Source organism: Novipirellula herctigrandis (assembly GCA_007859835.1).
Classification (GTDB): Bacteria; Planctomycetota; Planctomycetia; order Pirellulales; family Pirellulaceae; genus Novipirellula_A; species Novipirellula_A herctigrandis.
This window is the reverse complement of record SJPJ01000001.1, coordinates 5397210-5417337: the sequence shown is the minus strand read 5'-3', so window position 1 is coordinate 5417337 and position 20128 is coordinate 5397210. Positions and strand designations below refer to the sequence as shown.

12 protein-coding genes are annotated in these 20128 nt (G+C 52.3%); 7 read left to right on the top strand and 5 right to left on the bottom strand.

Annotation, left to right across the window (positions count from 1 at the left end; translation table 11 throughout):
- Positions 1-127: 127 nt before the first annotated feature.
- Together CA13_RS19805 and CA13_RS19800 are read right to left on the bottom strand one after the other, a co-directional pair.
- Positions 128-3574 carry an efflux RND transporter permease subunit gene (locus CA13_RS19805; RefSeq protein ID WP_146399550.1) on the bottom strand — a complete coding sequence of 1149 codons (3447 nt, stop codon included), beginning with the start codon at positions 3572-3574 and terminating at the stop codon, positions 128-130.
- Complete coding sequence (locus CA13_RS19800; RefSeq protein WP_419194599.1) at positions 3571-5235, bottom strand: efflux RND transporter periplasmic adaptor subunit; 1665 nt, start codon at positions 5233-5235, stop codon at positions 3571-3573. The genes CA13_RS19805 and CA13_RS19800 overlap by 4 nt, the downstream gene beginning before the upstream one ends.
- Positions 5236-5341: 106 nt before the next feature.
- On the opposite strand from CA13_RS19800, the gene CA13_RS19795 reads away from it, so the two are divergent.
- Positions 5342-5971, top strand: a complete 630-nt coding sequence (locus CA13_RS19795) for a TetR/AcrR family transcriptional regulator (protein ID WP_146399546.1) — start codon at positions 5342-5344, stop codon at positions 5969-5971.
- 34 nt (positions 5972-6005) lie between these two features.
- On the opposite strand, the gene nadD is transcribed toward CA13_RS19795, so the two are convergent.
- Entirely contained in the window at positions 6006-6623 is a 618-nt protein-coding gene (gene nadD, locus CA13_RS19790) for a nicotinate (nicotinamide) nucleotide adenylyltransferase (protein ID WP_146399544.1), read from the bottom strand.
- A 200-nt stretch (positions 6624-6823) separates the two neighbouring features.
- Between nadD and priA the strand changes: the two genes are divergently transcribed.
- Complete coding sequence (gene priA / locus CA13_RS19785) at positions 6824-9238, top strand: replication restart helicase PriA (RefSeq protein ID WP_146399542.1); 2415 nt, start codon at positions 6824-6826, stop codon at positions 9236-9238.
- On the opposite strand, the gene CA13_RS19780 is transcribed toward priA, so the two are convergent.
- Positions 9235-10602, bottom strand: a complete 1368-nt coding sequence (locus CA13_RS19780; RefSeq protein WP_146399539.1) for a sulfatase family protein — start codon at positions 10600-10602, stop codon at positions 9235-9237. The genes priA and CA13_RS19780 overlap by 4 nt on opposite strands.
- A 38-nt stretch (positions 10603-10640) precedes the next feature.
- Positions 10641-14072 (bottom strand): family 78 glycoside hydrolase catalytic domain, encoded by a 3432-nt coding sequence (locus tag CA13_RS19775; protein WP_473087470.1) that lies wholly within the window; start codon positions 14070-14072, stop codon positions 10641-10643.
- A 306-nt stretch (positions 14073-14378) separates the two neighbouring features.
- On the opposite strand from CA13_RS19775, the gene CA13_RS19770 reads away from it, so the two are divergent.
- The 5 genes from CA13_RS19770 (at position 14379) to CA13_RS19750 (ending at position 20128) form a co-directional block, all read left to right on the top strand.
- Positions 14379-15308, top strand: coding sequence for a helix-turn-helix domain-containing protein (locus CA13_RS19770; protein ID WP_146399538.1), 930 nt, complete (start codon positions 14379-14381; stop codon positions 15306-15308).
- Positions 15309-15549: 241 nt separating this feature from the next.
- Positions 15550-16899, top strand: a complete 1350-nt coding sequence (locus CA13_RS19765; RefSeq protein WP_146399536.1) for a dihydroorotase — start codon at positions 15550-15552, stop codon at positions 16897-16899.
- 87 nt (positions 16900-16986) lie between these two features.
- On the top strand, positions 16987-17691 hold the full coding sequence (locus tag CA13_RS19760) for a 3-keto-disaccharide hydrolase (RefSeq protein WP_146399534.1): 705 nt from the start codon (positions 16987-16989) through the stop codon (positions 17689-17691).
- Positions 17692-17777: 86 nt separating this feature from the next.
- On the top strand, positions 17778-18449 hold the full coding sequence (locus CA13_RS19755) for a sigma-70 family RNA polymerase sigma factor (protein ID WP_146399532.1): 672 nt from the start codon (positions 17778-17780) through the stop codon (positions 18447-18449).
- A 35-nt stretch (positions 18450-18484) separates the two neighbouring features.
- Positions 18485-20128, top strand: coding sequence for a serine/threonine-protein kinase (locus CA13_RS19750; RefSeq protein ID WP_146403778.1), 1644 nt, complete (start codon positions 18485-18487; stop codon positions 20126-20128).

Sequence of the window (20128 nt, the reverse complement as noted above, 5' to 3'; positions counted from 1 at the left end):
GACACTTCATCATCACGATTCTAGCCGTTTTCGCGACTCATAACCAAGCAGTTTCAATTGATACGGAGTCATTTTCTGAATTGCGTCTGACTTCGTTTGCGTCCGTGATGCGTGAGCCCGATTTTGTCTACACGCTCTCTGCGACAGTGGCTCCCTGCGACAGCGGTGACAAGGACGTGGATGGATACGGAGAAGTGTTCGCTATCGGTTTGACGCCAAAGCTTTCGACCAAAACGGCATAGAATGCCGGCACGACAAACAGTGTCAAAGTGGTCGTGAACAACAGCCCGACAATCATACACCACGCCAACCCAACCCAAAGCGGACCACCGCTTAGAGCTAACGGCAACAAGCCTCCCACGGTCGTTGCCGTCGTTAGGAAAATAGGTAGCATTCGCTGCTTTCCCGCTTCGACAAGGCAGGTGCGGAACTCTTCTTTCTCAATTCCACAAATGGGGCCATTGCCGTCGGAGCTCGCGGATTTTTCGGCAATCAGAATATCCGCAAATTCGACAAAGATGATCGCCGTATTAAGCACGATCCCAAACAAGGCGAGGATGCCAAGCTGAGGCATGAACCCGAGCGTATTGTCCGTCAGGCTCAGTCCCAACCATGCGCCAACCAAAGCCAATGGTAACGTCGCAAGAATCATGATTGGCTTGGACCATCCGTTGTATTGAAAGATCAAACAAAGCACGATCAACACAAACGAAATTGCGAACGACGTCGCCATCTGACCGCCCGACTGTTTGCTTTCTTCGTAAGCTCCACCTGGTTCGATCCAGTATCCCATTGGCAGCGACGCTTGAAGCTGTTTCATTTCATCCGACTTCAAGACACGCGATACCACGTCGTTGCCCGTCACCCCGGGTTCCATTTGCGACGACACCTCTATCGCGCGGTTCATGTTTCGGCGTTGGATCTTCGCGGGTTCCCAAGAGAATTGAAAACTGGCCAGTGACTCTAACGGCGTCTTTCCGTTATCGCCTTCGACGAACGCCTCTTGCAAACGGCGGATCGACATTTCGGCCTCGGGTTCGCGGCGTAACCGAAAGTAAATCGGAACCTGATGATCCCCCTCGCGAAACGATGTCAACTTCAATCCCGAATAGTACGAGTTCAATGTTTTGGCCACCTGGGCGTTAGTGACTCCTGACAATGTCGCGCGGTCCTTGTCTACATTCACCCGCACTTGATATCCGTTGACGCCCCAAGAATCGTGAACATTCCATGTTTCAGGCTGTTCATCCACAATCTCCACCAATCGGCGGCTAGCACGATGCAAAACATCCCTATCGGCGAATCCGTTACCAATAATCCGAAACACCAACGGATCCGCAGGCGGGCCAAGCGCCAATTTGACGGGGACAATTCTGGCATTCACCACCGGCAACAAACCCAACTCGGTATCACCTCGTTCACAAACCGTTCGCAATTGATGAGCAAAATGGGTGGTGAAACGGTTGTCGGTCGTCCGGACTAAGATTTCAGCATAGTTTCTCGCTGGCGGTTCGGGACTCCATGCCAACGCCCATCGGGAACCGCCACCTCCGACGATGGTACGCATCGCCCGCAATCGTTCGACGTGACCATTGTACGCCGTTTCATTTTCACCCACCGGACTAAGCCGCCGGATGATATCTTCCACTTGCTTGGCAATTTCGTCCGTCTGCTGGATCGTAGCAGTTTCAGGCAACCAGATTTTCACCGCAAATTGATCGCGTGCCGCTTCCGGAAAAAACTCGGAGCTAACGGGCAGCATCAAGATGGCAATGCAAACCGCAACCGTAGCGACCAACGTCAGCCATTTAAACCTGACCGCCCACATGCCAATCACGCCGTAGAGGCGGAACAAAACATTCTTGTCGCCTCGATTTTCTTGGTTTGCAAGCCCACGCGAACCGTTCGGTTCCTCGATGCTGTTACCCAAACGTGGCCCCCTCCCTAATAACCGACGAACCGTCGCTGCGACGAGGTTACTTGTTGTCAACAACAGCCGAACCAGCGGCGAGGCTGGCTCGTGATGTTTGGGAGCACGAATGAACAGTCCCGCCAAAATCACACAGAGCGTCATCGCCAGCAGCCAGCTTAGCGCAAGCGTTGTCGATACCGTTACGGGAAGACTATAGACATACTCCTTCGCACCGCCTTCGAGCGCAAACAGCATCGGCACGAAGGCAGCCATCGTTGTCAACGTACCGACCAACATTGGAATGGCTAACGTATTCGCACCTTCGATCGCCGCTTGGAACGGTTTCATACCAGCAAGTTGATTCGTACGAGCTTGATCACATACTTGAACGGCATTGTCGACCAACAACCCAAGGGAAATGATGATCGCAGCGAGCGAAATTTGCTCAAGCTGGACGCCGAACAGCGTGATCACTCCGATCGAAGCAATGACCACCACTGGAATATTTGCAGCCATCACAAACGAAGTCCGGACACCAACGACAATGTAGACCACGATGACCACGATCAAAATTGCTTCGATAAAGTTAACAATGACATCGTTGACCTTCGCCGAAACGTTCTCGGATTGATCCGATACCGGTGTGACCGCCACGTCGGGCGGCAAACGGTGTTGAACTTCAATTAGCTCTCGAACGGTTTGCTTCGACGCATTGCAAATGTCGATGATGTTCGAACCCGACCGCATCGTTATCCCAAGGGTCACAGCGGGTGAAGACAACTTCGAGTCACCAAATCGACAGATATACTTTGGCGGATCTTCATAGTCGCGTGTCACAGTAAGCCCCAAGTCCGACAAATAGACGCTATTGTCATCCTTGTCCGAACGCACCGTGCTTGCGATCTGTTTGATTTCATCAATCGCGTCGAATTCGCCACCTGGTTTGACTGAAAAATGCCCCGAACTGGTTGAGATTTCACCGCCTGGTTGGATGATGTTTCGATCCGCAGCCAATTGCTCTAGCTGCTTTGTCGTCAATGCCAATTGTGCCCAATTGCCATGATCGGACTCAATAAAGACCGCTTCTTCGCGAATGCCAAACTTTTCGACTTTTGCAACGCCAGGTAATAGTCGCACAGCATCTTCGATGGTCTCTGCGCAAATTTCCAATTGCCGTGGTGTATAACGATCCTGTGGTCGAACTTCGTCTCGTCCGTGAACGGGCACTTGGTGGACCGCTAAAACCAGCACTGCCGTATCGCCAAATTCGTCATTGACGACGGGGTGAATCGAGGGATCGGGCATTGGTGCAAGTGCAACGCGGGCGCGAACTTTGTCCCACACATTTTGAATATCCGCCGGAGCGACTTTGTCATCAAGCTCCACAAAAATGGTCGATTGGCCTACCAGCGAAGTCGACCGGACCGTCTCGACCTGTTCGATGCTGACCATTTGCTGCTCGATCTTTTCGGTCACCAACTCCTCGACCTTTTCCGCAGGAGCACCCGGCCACGCGGTTGAAATCACGCAAACACGGATCGTGAATTCCGGATCTTCGCGTCTTGGCATCGTAAAAAAAGCAAACGTTCCCCACGCCATCGCCATCACCGCAAGCGACACGACAATTGGCTTGTATTTGACCGAAATCGCTGGCAAGTTCATTCCTTTTCTCCCAACACGAAAAGCTTATCGCCGTCTTTCAAAAAATGAACACCATCGACGACGATGCGTGTGGTTTCGGAAAAGCGATCCGCTTCGAGTGGATCGATACGAAGCGTCGATGCCGTATCAAGCCTATCCGGCAAATCCACTTTAATTTCCGTTTTTCGTGCGACGTTCTCGTCGATCACAAACACGAATGTTTCACCCGACTCTTCATAAATTGCTTCCACAGGAACGTAATAGCCTTCTTTGATTTGTTCGCGACCAAGATTCACGTGGACGAGGTCACCCGGACGTAGCATCCAATGTTGGCCCGAATCGAACACAACCGATTGACCATCCCATTGGTCTTTGTTTCCTTCTGGGAATTCGAGGTTGCCTGCAATCAATGTTCGCGAATTGATGTCGTTTCCTGCGTCCAAAAACTTCACCGGTTGGAATACCCAGTTTCCCAAGAACGGAATCCGCACGCCCAATCGTTCAACATAATGCTTTCGCACTTTCATTACGTCAGGCATCGTTTGCATCAGTTCGATGCCGTCCATCACCCACAAAAAGTGCCCTTGATCATCATGCTCGAGCATATTCTCTTCGACCAAAAAGGCGTCGCTGTCGGTTCCCATGACTTCATTCAGGTTCAACGGCCAAATCTTCGCGGCCCTAGCAACCGATAAGCTCCTTAACGATTCGGGTAATTCCGGACGATACTGTTTATTCAAAATCAGCAGCGTTACGGTAAACGTTCGCGTGGATGCATCGGCACTTGGATCGACGACATAAACCATTGCCATTTGAGACTCATCCGTTCCTTCGGGCATTGTGAATCGGACCGGCACTTGTCGACGACGCTGAATCAATCGCGACTGTTCCGCGGAGACTTCGATTTCGACCTTGATCGGGTCCATCATCTGCAAAGTCAACACAGCAGAACCGGCGCTAATGACGCTTCCCGGAACGACATGAACTTCTGAAATTTGTCCACGGTATGAGGCATAAAGAACGGTGTGTTCAAGGTCACGCTGAGCGTCTTCAAGGTTTTGCTGCGCAACGGTAATGCGAGCCTCGGCTGCCTTCAATTCCGCGCTCGCCTGTTTCAAGCTTGAGCGAAGATTCGTCAGTCGCAGTTTTTGTGTTTGCAGCCGGGTGGACACTTGATCGTATTCGGCCTGAGAAACAGCATTTTGGTTTTGAAGCCGCTTGATACGGGCAAAATCATCTTCCGCGAGTCGGGCGTCCGCGCTGGCCGATTCGATGTCGGCGGGAATGGTATCCTGATACCGGATCTGGACGATCTGTTTGTCCATCGTTGCAACATCAAGAGCGGCTGTGGCCGATTGCACCGCAATTTCGTACCGAACAGGATCAATTTTGGCCAACGGAGTCCCTTCCGAAATCAAGTTCTGATCCGCATCGGTAATCCGACCGTCCACGTTCTTGCCCGGTTCAAGAACCCACTGAACACGTCCAGCGACCTCAAAACCGATTTGCTCGGTTTTCCAAGATTTTACGGTTCCCGATACTTCATACGACGTCGCCGGTGCGGACTTCTTTAGCGTCATCGCGTTGACGGGATGCGCCGCCTTTGGCGAAAACTCGACCGCTGGCTTTTCGCAACCAATCAAAAGCAGAACGAATACGGACAAAAAAGATAAGATTCGCATAAATGATAACTCATGGATTCGAAGAGAGCCGACCTTGCCTCTTCCGGAAGTATACCGTAGAGTGTACTTTCGGCAACACCAAAGTAAACTGTCCAGTGTATTTTCTATGAAACCTGCCAGCGCACCAAATATCCGAATGACGGACCGCAAAAAGAAGGCTGTACTCGACGCAGCGGTCAAAGAGTTCATTGCCAACGGATACGACAACACCAGCATGGACATGATTGCGACGACCGCAAATGTCTCCAAGCGAACGGTCTATCATCACTTCCCCAGCAAAGAAGACTTGTTCGCCGCTATCATCGACGAGATGGTCAACCGAATCGAACTTGTGTCCGAGTTTTCCTACGATTCAAAAAAATCTCTTGTCACTCAGTTGAATACGATCGCTTTGGAAATCGTGCGTTCCGTCAGCGATGTGGACTTTCTTGGCTTGTCGAAAGTCATCGTTTCTCGGTTGATGACAGCCCCCGAGTTCAGTCAATTCATGTCGGACCAAACGGCCCGAATCGACAATCGATTAGCGGAATGGTTACGACTCGCTCACGCGGACGGGCGGATGGCCATCAAGCAACCCGAGGTTGCCGCAGAACAATTGATGGGACTGTTGCTCTCGTACGCGTTTTGGCCTGCCTTGTTGGGAATCAAAAAGAAAACGAGCGTTAAACCGCAAAAGCAATATGTCAAAGAATGCGTAACGATGTTCGTGAACGCATATGCTCAGAAAAAGAAATGATTCATCGCTTCGAAATGCAGTAGAACAACGACCTCTAGCGGCTTGAATCGTGATAGATTTTTCTCGCCTCGAGCAGTGCCTCAACACTTCGCGGGACGCGGTAACGAATGCTTCGCCCCTGGGCGACTCGCTCACGAATCTCGCTACTCGAAATTTCGATCACTGGCATCTTGATCACATGATCGCGAATCATCTTGACGCGTTTAGGATCAACCAAACCATTGAGCACAGAGAAGTCGATATCCGGCTCTCCCCCTCGCTGCACCACTGCCGGGAGGATTCTCTCGAGCAATTTCTTGGCTTGATACCATTTGTGAATCAATGCAAGGGAATCACTACCGATAATCAGGCAGAATTCGTCCGTGGGAAACTCTGCCTGAAGGTCGGCCACGGTATCAACCGAATAGCTGATCTCTCCACGTCGAATTTCCCGGTCGTCCAGGCGATGCTTCTCGGCTCCTGAAATCGCTAACCGCACCATTTCCAAACGATCTTGATCACTGGCAACGGGCCCATGGGGTTTGAGCGGAGACTTGGCCGCAGGGATCCAACGGACTTGGTCAAGCCCAAGCGTTTCGATAGCGGATTCGGCAATCCACAAATGTCCAAGATGTATAGGATCAAACGATCCGCCAAAGATTCCAATTTTCATGACTACCCTGCCCTGCCCTTGCCTGCCCTGCTGACTAAAAAAACGCGGATTATTTCGTAATGATTGTAGCGATTGACCAGACTTGTCACGGGGAGTGCGAAAAATAGCGTTAGACACCCGTTTCGCTCTCACCAGGCTCATCCGGTATGCTAACCACATTATCGCCCCCATTCTCCCTGCGCATCCTCAGCAAACCCGCTATGGCCTCCGTGGATCCACCCTCGAACAGCGACCCGGATGACGATCCCCCTCGTCATCCGCGGAATCCATTTTCCGAGAATCCGTTGGCAAATGACGTATCGCAGGCGCCCCAAAACACGCCCCAACAAGCCGAGCTGTTCGAGACCGAACCCCCTCCGTGGGAATTGACGATTGCCGACGACATAGCAACGGCAAAAATCGTCTTTAGCGAGGCGCCTTATGGCCCTTACGATTACCGAATCCCCGAAGAATACCGCGATTTAGTCAAACCAGGGATGCGCGTCAGCGTCCCCCTTGGGCATCGTCGCAAAAAAATGATCGGTTGGTGCATTGAAACACAACTTGGCCCGACCAAACGAAGCGGCAAACTAAGAGACATCATCGAAGTCCTCGATGAAGAGCCGCTTTGCGATGCCCATTTGGTTCGCCTCGTGTCGTGGATCAGCCATTATTATCAAACACCGACCGGACAGGTTTTCGACACACTCATCCCATCGAGCGTGCGAGCAAACGCAGGGACACGAGAACGCACCTACCTGACACCCTGTAAGCAAAAATCGGACGACAAATCGATCGAGGCTCTTCCCGCAAAACAGCAAGCGGCTTTCCGGTTTTTGATCGCCGCAGGTCGGCCGATGACCGCATCGGAATTGATGGTTCACGCCGAGTGCACTCGCGGGCCAATCAATGCGCTGCAATCCAAAGGCTACGTCGAAGTCGCGGTTCGCCGCGAAATGACCACAGCGATGCCAATGCGTTGGCAAAAAGACGACGGCGAAAATCAGCAAATCCACACACTTAGTAACGAACAAGTCAGCGCACTTGAAAAAATCGATGCGGCGATCGATTCAGGTGAAGCCAGGACGTTGCTACTGCATGGTGTCACCGGCAGCGGCAAGACGGAAGTCTACATCAAAGCGATTGAGCATGTCGTTCGCTTCGGTCGCAGTGCCATTGTGATGGTCCCGGAAATCAGCCTAACGCCGCAAACTCGCGGACGATTCGAGCGTCGGTTCGAGGGCGTCGCAGTATTGCATAGCCAAATGACGCCGGCTGAACGCCATTATCAATGGCAACGGATTCGCCGCGGGGAAGTCCAAGTGGTCGTCGGCCCGCGAAGCGCCGTGTTCGCCCCCCTGCCCCACCTCGGCTTGATCGTGATCGATGAAGAGCATGATGCATCGTTCAAGCAAGACACCCAACCACGTTATCATGCTCGCAAAGTCGCTCACGCCCGAGCGATGTCGCTTGGAATTCCATTGATTCTAGGCAGTGCAACGCCTTCGATGGAATCGTGGCACGCGACCGCAACGGGACATGCCGAGCTGATTACGATGAAGGATCGAATTTATCAGCGGCCGATGCCGAATGTTGAACTTGTCGATTTGCGTATCCGTGATGATCGAACGCGCGGCGCGATCAGTCGCCCCTTGCACCAAGCAGTCCAAGATACATTGAACGAAAACGGACAAGTGATCTTGCTGCTAAATCGACGCGGGTTTGCAACAACGATCCAATGTCCGTCGTGTGGTCATGTCGTTTCGTGTCCCGATTGTGACATGCCACTCACGCATCATCGCGACGGAGGAAAAGCGGTGTGCCACTATTGTGATTACACGATCGCCACGCCGCCGTGGTGCCCGGCGTGTCGTTTCGATGGAATTCGCTACGGCGGTTTGGGAACGCAAAAGCTTGAAGTCGAAGTGAAAGCCCGTTTCCCCAGTGCAAAGATTGCACGAATGGACAGCGATACAATGCGACGCCCCGGTAGCCATCAACGTGTCTTGGCTGCGTTTCGCAGCGGTGAATTGAACATCCTTCTCGGCACCCAAATGATCGCCAAAGGGCTTGATTTTCCGAATGTTTTACTGGTCGGCGTGATCAACGCGGACTCCGCCCTGCACTTTCCCGATTTCCGTGCCGCCGAGCGTACATTTCAATTGGTCACGCAAGTCGCCGGTCGAACCGGACGCGGGGAACGAGGCGGACGCGTTGTAGTACAAACCTTCACACCCGAGCATCCTGCGATCCAGGCCGCATCCCGGCACGATTACTTGCAATTCGCGACGGATGAAATGGTCAGTCGCCGGAAATTCAACTATCCGCCTCTCGGCAGCGTGGCGAGAATCATCATTCGCGGTACCGTCGAGGAGGTCACCGAAGCGGTTGCCGATTCGCTACTCGGTCGTCTCGAAGCCGCCCGGTTGGCACTTGGGGTCGAAGTCCGCCTGCTCGGCCCCGCTCCGCCGCCGATTACAAAACTTCGCGGCAAGTACCGTTTTCATATTCTGTTGCAAGCGACCGATGCGGCAGTCTTAGGAGCCACCATCCGACGAGCCACGGACTCGTTCACAATCCCGGAAAAGGATGATGTTCAATACGTAGTCGACATCGATCCGATGGACATGCTCTAAGGTGTCGCGATTTCTTGGTGCAACCTTAACGACGAATCATCGGTCGCTTTGCACCACTGAACCAGAGCGTTCTGAAGCCGGGCGAGATTTTTGGCAAACCGCTCATCGCTAGCCAGATTATTCATCTCATCAGGATCCGACGCTAAATCGTATAATTCCAACGGTGGCACCGAAGCGTCGAAGTTTTGCGGATCCATTTCGACAAGGATTTGGAACTGGCGTGGAAACTTATCTTTCAACCGTATCGTTTCAGCATAGGTTCGATTGCCCCAGGTTTTGAATTGCCGGCTGTCAGCGTTGACCTGACGCCACTTCTTTTCGACGTTTTCACGATAGATCAATTTCCAACGTCCATCAAAAACGCTCCGCTCTTGGATACCATCGTTGGGTAACGGCCCCAAATTGGAAATCTCAGCAAACACATACTCTCGCGGATTCTCATTCGGCTGACCACGAAGCACAGCTGCCATTGATTGTCCATGAAGCGGATAGTCGATTGGCGATTCAAGCTGACAAAGATCAACCAACGTCGGAAGCAAATCAAGTTCACTGATCAACGCATCGCTGACTTGGCCTTTCTTGATTCCCGGTCCACTAAAGGACAACGGAACTCGCAAACCTAGGTCATAGAGAGTCATCTTGCCGTGTTGGAAAGTCGGTCCATGATCGCTCATAAAGACGATGATCGTGTTTTCCCTTTGCCCCGATTGGTCAAGCACGTCGATCGCTTCGCCCGTCAAGGCGTCCGTTTCTTCGATGGCGGCTAAGTACTCGGCCCAATCTTTGCGAATGACCGGAGAATCGGGCAAGTATTTTGGCAACTCCACATCCGTCGGACTCACACGAATCGATTTTTTGTCGCTATTGGGATAGGGCCGATGCGAATTTGCGATATTGACCATCAAAAACCATGGCTGCCCCCGCTTCTTTGCCCGATTGAGAAAACCTGATAGCTCGGCTCGTCTGCCATGCAGAAACTCGTCGTAAGGGAACTTTTCATTCGGATAGACATGCAATTTGTGAGTAACACCCTGATAATAACCATTGCGTTTGAGAATTTCGGTCATCGTGACAAACTCATCTCGGACGCGGTTAATTATCGCTAGCCGGCGATTGCGTTCTTCTTCGGTTACTCGCTCGGCGGGTTTGTGATAGTTATGGGTATTGTTGAGAATACCATTGGTATGGCTATGTAGCCCCGTATAGAACGCCGCTTTGGATGCCGAACAAACCGGATACGCAACGAACGCATTCTTGAAATACGTCCCTGATTTAGCCAGCGAATCCATGTGCGGCGTCCGAAGCCCTGGCGTACCGAGAAAACGGGTGTGGGCACCTTGGTCTTCGGTCAGAACGAATAAGATGTTCGGATGCGAGGAGCGACCCGTATGACCATTCTCAGTTACGGGCTGTTCTTTTTTTTTTCGGGTAGCTCGAAGAGCTTAATCGATTCAATCAGCAATTGCTTCGAATCGCTGTGCTCATCGTATGCCTCGAAGGGGTCGAAGCGAAGCTTTCCAATCGGTCCGTTGCCAGCGATTGAAAACAAATAGTCGTTGAATTGATCTGATGCGGCCAATCTTCGTTTGGATTGTTCGGCTCCGTTAAATGAACGCGATGGCCCCGCCCAAAAAAATTGACTTGACGAAGCTTTGGAAGGTTTCGCGCGTAAACAAATCACCAATGATCCCGAACAAGGGTTCGATAGCGTCGTGGCAATTTGAGGATCGCTACCGGTACCGACCAGATAGACTTTGCCATCGCGTACTTCAATCTCTGTATTATTTCGCTCACTCCATTTCGCTCGATCAGTTGCTTTTCCAAAATCCCAACTCACGACTTCTTTTGCACCGCTCAGATCGATTCCGTCTGGATTGACCGAACGGTCCTTGGGCGTTGAGGTTGTCAGTGCTACCACCTTCGCTTTGGGTTCGTAGACCGTCGTGAACTGGTATTCGCCCGAATCAACCTGAAACACAGCCCGATCACCAAAGGCACGGACAAATTTCACGTGAGCTGACACATCACCATCGTTCCCACTTTTGGTAGTTGTGCTATCGGCTTTCGTGGTTGGCAAGACAACCGTGGCGGTTGTGTTAGTCGGGATGGTCACATTGAGTTGAAAGTGTCCATCCTTCAATTTCCATTCGCTACATATTTCTCCACGGATAGAATCGTAGGACGCTTTGACCCAATCGATCGGCGTGTGCAACGCGTTGCTGCCGGGCATCGGGGGATTAGGCGCAATGCGGATCTTTTTGTAGCCAGGACCATCCGATTCGATCCCAGCCAACGTGCGGAACATCCATTCACAAACGGCACCAAATGCGTAGTGCGAGAACGAATTCATCGCGGCATTGTGCCGGCCAAACGCGTCTGCTTTGGTATAGCTGTCCCACCGTTCCCAGATCGTCGTCGCCCCATTGGAGATTTCGTATCCCCAGGACGGAAATTCTCGCGATTGCAATAAGAAAACCGCCAAGTCGTTCTGGCCTGAATCGGACAATACCGGCAACAACGGCCTCGTTCCAAGAAAACCGGTTGCCATGTGGTTTCCATTCTCAGCCAACATTTTGGCTAAGTGGCGACCGGTCGCTTCGCGTTTGTCAACTGGAACAAGGTCCGCGAACAAGGCCAGTGCGTGAGCGGTTTGTGTATTCACATTCACGCTGCCATCGCCTTGAACGTACTTCGCTTGGAAGGCGGCTTTTGTCTTTTCAAATTGTTCGCCATGTTGGACGGCTTCGTCGCTTCGACCAATGGCTTCGGCCATTTCCGACATCATCTTAGATGAGATTGCAAAGTAGACCGTATCGATAAAGTCCAGCGGAGTGCTAGCACCTTGTGCTAACCAATCGCCCCATTGATTGCCATGCACAATCCCTAAATCATCGACACTCGTTGTCTTGCGCCACTGCATAAACCGTGTCATAGGTTCCCAACACTGCTCGATCACACGAGTATCCCCGTAGACTTGCCAAATCGTCCAAGGGCAGATCACGCCGGCATCCGCCCAGGCGGTTCCGAAGTCTTGGCCATGTTGGAACGGGAACGGGGCATAACCGGGAAACGCACCACTAGGTCGCTGGGATTCCATCAATTCGCGAAGCCACTTGGTGTAGAACGCTCCGATGTCGGAGTTGTAGGCCGCCGTTGCAACGTAGGCCTGGGCGTCGCCGGTCCATCCCATTCGCTCATCGCGTTGCGGACAATCGGTCGGCAATTCGAGAAAGTTTGCCCTCTGAGTCCAAAGCACGTTCTGGTAAAGCCGGTTGACCATCGGGTCGCTGCATTCGAACTTACTGGTCATTGGCGTGTCACTATGCATTACCAAACCGGTGACGGTATCAAGCGTTGGCTCGCCAGGAAAATTTTCTAGTTCAACATACTGGAATCCATGGAACGTGAAGCGAGGCTGGTAGGTTTCGCCGTTCGGATCACCGTTACAGATATAGAAATCCGTTGCCCGCGCCTTACGAAGATTTTCGGTCATCAGGCGGCCGTCGGGATGCAACATTTCACCATAGCGGATCTGAATCTTTTGGCCCTTGGGGCCTTTCACTTTCAATCGAATCACACCCGCAAAGTTTTGCCCGAGATCGAAAATAAATTCCCCTGGTCCGCGGCGAGAAATCTTCTTGGACGGAATTTTTTCGATCATGCGAACCGGCAAACCGGGAAACGACTCAAGTTTCGGCTTTTGGAATCCGAATTCACACGGCGTCCCAACCTTGGTGACGCCCTGCCCTGCCCCGTTGGGATTTCGGTACTGATAAAAGTCTGCGGTAATCGATCCATTGTCTTTCGCTGCAATCGCTTGTGGCCAATGACTATCATCAAAATCGGCGGTCGACCAACCCGACATCTCATTACGTGCATCATAGGATTCCCCCATCAACAAGTCGGCCTCTTGGATCGGTCCTTCGCCAGTCACTTTCCAGGACTTGTCCGTTGCAACCACTTCGCGCGTACCATCGCTATATTCGATCTCAAGCTGGGCCATCAACGAAGGTGTCTTCCCGTAGGTTGCGCGTCCCGTTTTTTCGGTTCCAATTCCAGTCAGCAACCCGAAACCGACGTATCCGCTATACCATCCGTCGGCCACCCAAGCTCCGATCGCATTTTCACCAAGACGAACCTGATCCGTTACGTCGTAGGTGTTGTAATAAGCTCGTTGTCGATAGTCGGTCCAACCAGGAGCAAAATAGGCATCGCCAACTCGTTTGCCATTGAGATGCAATTCGTAGATACCAAGAGCGGTTGCATAAACCGTCGCACGTTTAATTTGCTTTGCCGCTTCAAAATCTTTGCGATATTGGCGTGCCGATGGCAAGTACAAGCTTTTCGTATCGGAATAGATTGGCGATTCGTCACGATAGCTTATGTAGTCGGCTGACCAATCCGACTCGTCCAGCAACCCCATCGTCCACTTTGCGGGCTCACTCCACTGAGCTTCGGATTCACGTTCGGACCAAACCCGAACTTTCCAAAAACACACTTGGCGGGCAGGAAGCGGCTTGCCGTCATATTCGACAAAGAGAGTTTGCCCCGAATCGACTCTTCCGGAGTCCCACAAATCGCCTTGATTTGCATTGAGAATTTGGGCAGTCGATGCCACTAAGATACGATAGGCGGCTTGTGAATCACCCTGGTTAGCGGACGCGACCTTCCAACTTAACCTTGGACGCAAAATATCGAGCCCAAGCGGATTCTCACGATACTCACTGCGAAGATCGGACGGCATCATCGCACCGATTGGCGACTCCGCAAACCCAAAACCGACACACAGACAAACAAACGAGTAAACAACAAAGGTGATCCAAAGACGATTCATCAGTGAGTAATTCTCAAGCAAGGGTTTGCGACCAGCTCCAATTGGCATTCACGCAAGAAAACTTCACCAATCCAACATTCAAAAGCGAAGCAATCGTTGTAGAGTGCGCCATCTCCAAAAATACAGAATAGTGCTATCGGGTCGCGAAACCTTCACCTGAGTGCCGCACAACCAGGACAATCGTGCCAAAAACACTCGCCACCCATGGGGCATCACCATCCCATTCAAAGTACGATAGTGGTGCCTCAACAGTCTGTACGTCTACCCCTTCTATCCAGCGGTGGATCCCACCTGAACAATCGTCACATGACATCTCTGCCACCAAACACCGAAACAGAAACCGAAAGTGCGACCATCCCCGTCCTGCGCCGAGAGGATTGGTTTGACGCCGATGGATTTCCAATCAATGTCCAACGTCGCGACCCTCAAGAGCCGTTTGGGATTCATTGCCACGACTTTTGCGAAATTGTGATCGTTACCGGTGGATCGGGGCTACACATCACTGGCAAAGACGCTTGGGAGCTTTCTCCAGGGGATGCCTTCGTGATCGGCGGGTCGCGACCACACGATTACGTGAACATGGATCAACTTCGATTGATCAATATACTCTTCGACCCCGCATCGATTGACATGCAACTTTATGACCTGCCGTCACTGCCGGGGTACCATGCGCTTTTTCATCTCGAACCGGCGTGGCGACAAAGGCACCAATTCGAAAGCCGATTGCGACTGACCGCCCGAGACCTAACCACCACCATCGGCCTAGTCAACCAACTCGAAGGCGAGCTGAAGCGACGCGACAAGGCGTTTGGCTTTACGGCCACGGCAATCTTTATGCAATTGACGGCTCACTTGTCTCGTTGCTACGGAAATAGCGAGGGATCGGATTCCATCTCACTCCTTCGCCTCGCCGAGACCATTACATACATCGAGACTCACTATGCGGACCCTCTTCAACTAAAGGACTTGATCAGCGTATCGCGAATGTCGCGTCGAAGTTACTTACGGGCGTTTCGCACCGCGACCGGACGTACGCCGATTGCCTATCTATTAAAAATCCGCATCGCCAAAGCCGCCGAACTATTGCGAAGCACGCAAATGAGCGTGACGGAGATTGCGTTTGAAGTCGGGTTTAGCGACAGCAACTATTTTTCTCGCCAATTTCGCGGCATCATGGGAAAGACACCGAGTCAATATCGACAAACATCAATGCGCATCAATGACCACCGTTCGTAACGACAAAGGGAGCGGCCGAGAATGAGGGCGGAATGGTAAATTTGGTCGATTTCATGCCGTCGTCCACGCGCTGCCCACTGTTATTTTGACGTTTAATGCCTATGTTGGAGTTTAACCTTCTAGGGTGCTCCGTTTGGTGACGATGTGGTCAAAACAACCTACCGATGCATTGAAGCGATTGGCCAACGCCTGAGCACGCTGAAGCGTCAACTTCAACTCCCGCGACTTCATTGGAACGACTATGGCTCGCACACTCTTTCAAAACACTCGTATCGTTCGATCGGACTCAGTTTCGGAAGGCTGCGTCCTGGTGCAAGACGGAATCATTGTGGATGTCGATGCGAGCAAATCGGTGCAAGCCGACGAGGTCATTGACGGACAAGGCAAGGTCCTAATGCCAGGCGTGATCGATGATCAAGTTCATTTCCGCGATCCCGGATTGACGCACAAAGAGGACCTCGAAACGGCCTCGCGTGCCTGCGCTGCCGGAGGGGTCACATCCTTCTTAGAAATGCCCAACACCATTCCACCGGCAGTCACGATCGAAGGGGTGCGAAAAAAGGAAAAAATCGCAGCTCAAAAATCTCGCGTTAACTATGGCTTTTACATCGGCGCGACACCGGACAATGTCAAAGAGCTAGCTGACGCCAACGATGTTCCCGGGATTAAGATCTTTATCGGCAGCAGTACGGGCAACTTACTTGTCGACAACCAAGATGCACTCGAGGGTATCTTTGCCGAGACGACGCTTCCAATTTGTGCACATTGTGAAGATGAGTCGACCGTTCGAGCCAATGCAGAGCGGCTCAAGGGAACGAATCAAGTTGCCGACCATTCGAAGATCCGGGATGAACGGGCAGCCATGATCGCAACCAAACGAGCGACCGATTTGGCTCGCAGACATAAGCACCGTTTTCATGTGCTACATGTTTCCACGGCGGCGGAGCTGGCACTGTTAAACGATCCACAGCCCTACATCACCGCCGAAATTTGCCTACATCACCTGCTCTTTAACATCGACGACTACGATCGCTTGGGCAGCCGGATTCAAATGAATCCTTCGATCAAAACCAAAGCCGATAACGAAGGACTATGGAAAGGCTTACTCGATGGCAGAATTCAAGTCATTGCAACCGATCACGCGCCACACACGCTCGAAGAGAAGGCACGACCGTATCCCGACAGTCCGTCAGGGTTGCCGGCGGTAGAAAACAGCTTGGCGCTGATGCTTGACCACGTCAACCAAAACAAATGCTCACTCGAACAAGTTGCGTCGTGGATGAGCGACGCGCCAGCCCGGATTTGGGGCATGGTTGGCAAAGGCCGAATCGAAGTGGGCTACGATGCCGACTTGGTCTTGGTCGACATGAACGAGCGGCGAACGATTCGCGACGCGGACCAACATACGAAATCCCAATGGAGCCCCTGGGATGGCGAAAGCCTGCAAGGCTGGCCAATCGCCACGTACGTAAAGGGCCATTGCGTTTGGCATATCAACCACGGTTTTGATAATTCGCATCGCGGCTCCAAATTGCGGTTTGATCATAGTCGCGGTGGTTTCTGGAATACTCGAAATGGCATCGGGACGTGACTATGATCCACGCTTCGATTACACTCAAATCGCCCCGTATCTAAAAACCCCTTTCACTCCCCTACCCTTCCTTGAATGACCTACCTCATGAAACTCACTGCTTTGACACCGCTCACGCTCCTTTTTTTGATCACTCCACTGCTTGCTCAAGAACAGGTTGCCCAAGACTCCAAAGCGAAGTCGATCGTCCTATTTGATGGAACGAAAACCACCGAATGGGAAGGTCGCGAGGAACTATGGTCGTTTGAGAATGGCGAAATCGTGGGCCGCACGTCAGACGAAAACCCAATCCAAATGAACACGTTCTTGGTGTGGAGCGGTGATATGCCCGAGAACTTCGAATTGACCCTTTGGTTCAAAATCGAAGGAGGCAATTCCGGAGTTCAATATCGCAGCATAGTTGTCAACCAAGAACAATATAGCGTCGGTGGTTACCAAGCGGACATTGACTTCGCAAACACTTACGCTGGCATTTTGTACGAGGAACGAGGACGGGGAATCCTTGCCCACCGAGGCCAAAACGTCACGATCCAATCTGACGGAAAATTGGCTGTCGAAAAATTCGCGGACACCAAAAACATCGGAAAAAGCGTTCACCCAGGCCAATGGAACGAATTCCGCATTGTGGCCGACGGCAATCACATCCAACACTTCATCAATGGAACCAAAACAGTCGACGTGATCGACGAACAAACCGAAAAAGCAGCAACCGACGGTGTGATGGCATTGCAATTACACCGCGGCCCGGCGATGACGGTTCGCTTCAAGAACATTTCGCTATCTAAACTTTAGGACGCGTGAACGTTCGGTCGGATGAATTGCAAGCTGCCCAGAGCATCGGTAACACAACGCCGCCGACGGAATCACATTTAGAATTTATGGCAAAATCGATTTGGCCTAATCACGATCAAACCGAGACCCTGCTCGCAGCGGTTCGCGGTGGAGATACAGATGCGGTCAATCGATTGCTCGAACGGCACCGCGAATCGGTCCGCCGACTCGTGCAAATGCGACTCGACCGAAAGGTCCAACGACGAGTGGATGTGAGCGATGTCGTCCAAGACGTTCTCGTCGAAGCAAACGGACGTCTGGAAAAGTACCTTGATGACCCTGCGATGGCGTTCCATTTGTGGATTCGCCAAATCGCGTGGGACCGAATCATTGACACTTACCGGCGACACCGCGTCAGCGCAAAGCGTAATATGGATCGCGAACAAGCGATGTCGGCACCGGCGGGCCATGACCAATCATCGGTTCAGTTGGCGGCCCAGCTTTGCGATCCCGCCTTAACCCCGGCTGCGGCGGCGACACAGCGTGAAATTGCGTCAAAGGTCGAAGCGGCGATCGAACAACTTGGCGACCAAGATCGCGAGATCGTTTTGATGCGACATTACGAACATCTCTCGAATCTTGAGATCGCCGAAGTCTTGCGATTGAATCCCCCCGCAGCAAGCATGCGTTACCTGCGTGCAATCCGGCGACTCCGTGAACTACTCGATGTTGGGGAATCCGATGAAGAATCCTCCGACGATAACGAGTCTTCCACGTGAGTGAGAGTCGCCAGACGCCTGATTCGGGCGATGACATGATCAGTCGTGATGATCAAGAAATCGCAACGATTCTTGCGAATCTCACTGACTCGGTTTGCCGTGGCGAAATCGTTGATTTTGATTCGATTTGTCGACAATATCCCCAACATGCTGTAGAGCTACATCGATTATGGGGAGCGGTATTGGTGACCGATACCGCGGGCGCGACACACGAAGAGCGACCGCCTGCCAGCGACGAAGATTCGTCCGCGCAATGGCGAAGTTTGAAATTGCCGGTCCGAATCGGCGATTATGACTTACTCGACGAGATCGGCCGCGGCGGGATGGGCGTGGTTTTTCGTGCCAAACAAATCAGCCTCGACCGCGAAGTCGCAGTCAAGATGATATTGCGTGGACGCTTAGCCAGCGAAGCGGATCTACAGCGATTCATGGCCGAAGCTTCTGCAACCGCGCGGCTTGAACACCCAGGAATCGTGCCAGTGTATGAAGTGGGCGACATCGACGGTCGACCCTTCTTTAGCATGAAGTACATCGAAGGAAAAACACTCGCCCAACTTGCCGCTGATCATCCGATGAATCAACGCGAAGCGGCAAGAATCGTTGCCTCGGTTGCTCGCGCGATTGACTTTGCTCACGAACGGGGCATCCTGCACCGCGACATCAAGCCAAGCAACATCTTATTAGCCGGCGATGATACGCCGATGATCACCGATTTCGGCTTGGCCAAACGAACCGGCACGCAAACCGATCTGACGCGTAGCGGCATGCTCGTGGGCACACCGGCCTACATGTCTCCTGAACAAGCAGGCAACCGACGTGACCTAATCGGGCCGACCACCGACATCTATAGCCTTGGCTGCGTTTTGTACTATGCACTTACCGGACGATCGCCGTTTGTCGCCGAGACCCCGATGGAATTGGTGATGATGGTGATCGAACAAGACCCAAGCCCACCGCGAATCCTGCGTCCAAATATTGACCGCGATCTGGAGATGATCGTCATTCGTTGTATGCAAAAACCGGTCGATTTGCGATACGAAACCGCCGCGGCATTGGCGGACGATTTAGACTCGTACCTCGCTGACGAACCAATCGCCGCTCGCAGCGGGCGTTTTGGTCAAGTGATTGCCCGCGTCTTTCGAGAGACTCATCACGCCACGGTCTTAGAAAATTGGGGACTATTATGGATGTGGCATTCGCTCGTGCTGCTCGTCGCGTGCTTATTCACTTGGCAGCTTGATTATCATCACGTGACCAATCGAATAGCCTACGAATCGGTATGGATTGTCGGCTTAGGAGCGTGGGCGGCTGTGTTTTGGAAACTACGTCAACGAATGGGTCCCGTAACGTTCATTGAACGACAAGTGGCACACGTTTGGGCTGCCAGTATGATGGCGATTGGAATGCTATTTCCGTTGGAGTGGTGGTTAGGAATGCCGGTACTGAGTCTGTCACCGATGCTTGGCGTGATCACCGCAATGATTTTCTTGATCAAAGCAGGAATGCTAACCGGCGCGTTCTATTACCAAGTCGCCGCGCTTCTAATCGCATCGGTGTTCATGGCGTTATTTCCACCTTGGGCGCATCTGATCTTTGGCATCGTCGCAGCCGGGTGTTTCTTTGTCCCCGGCTACCAGTACGCACGTCGACGAAAAGTCAATCGTCCAAGGACGATGTAA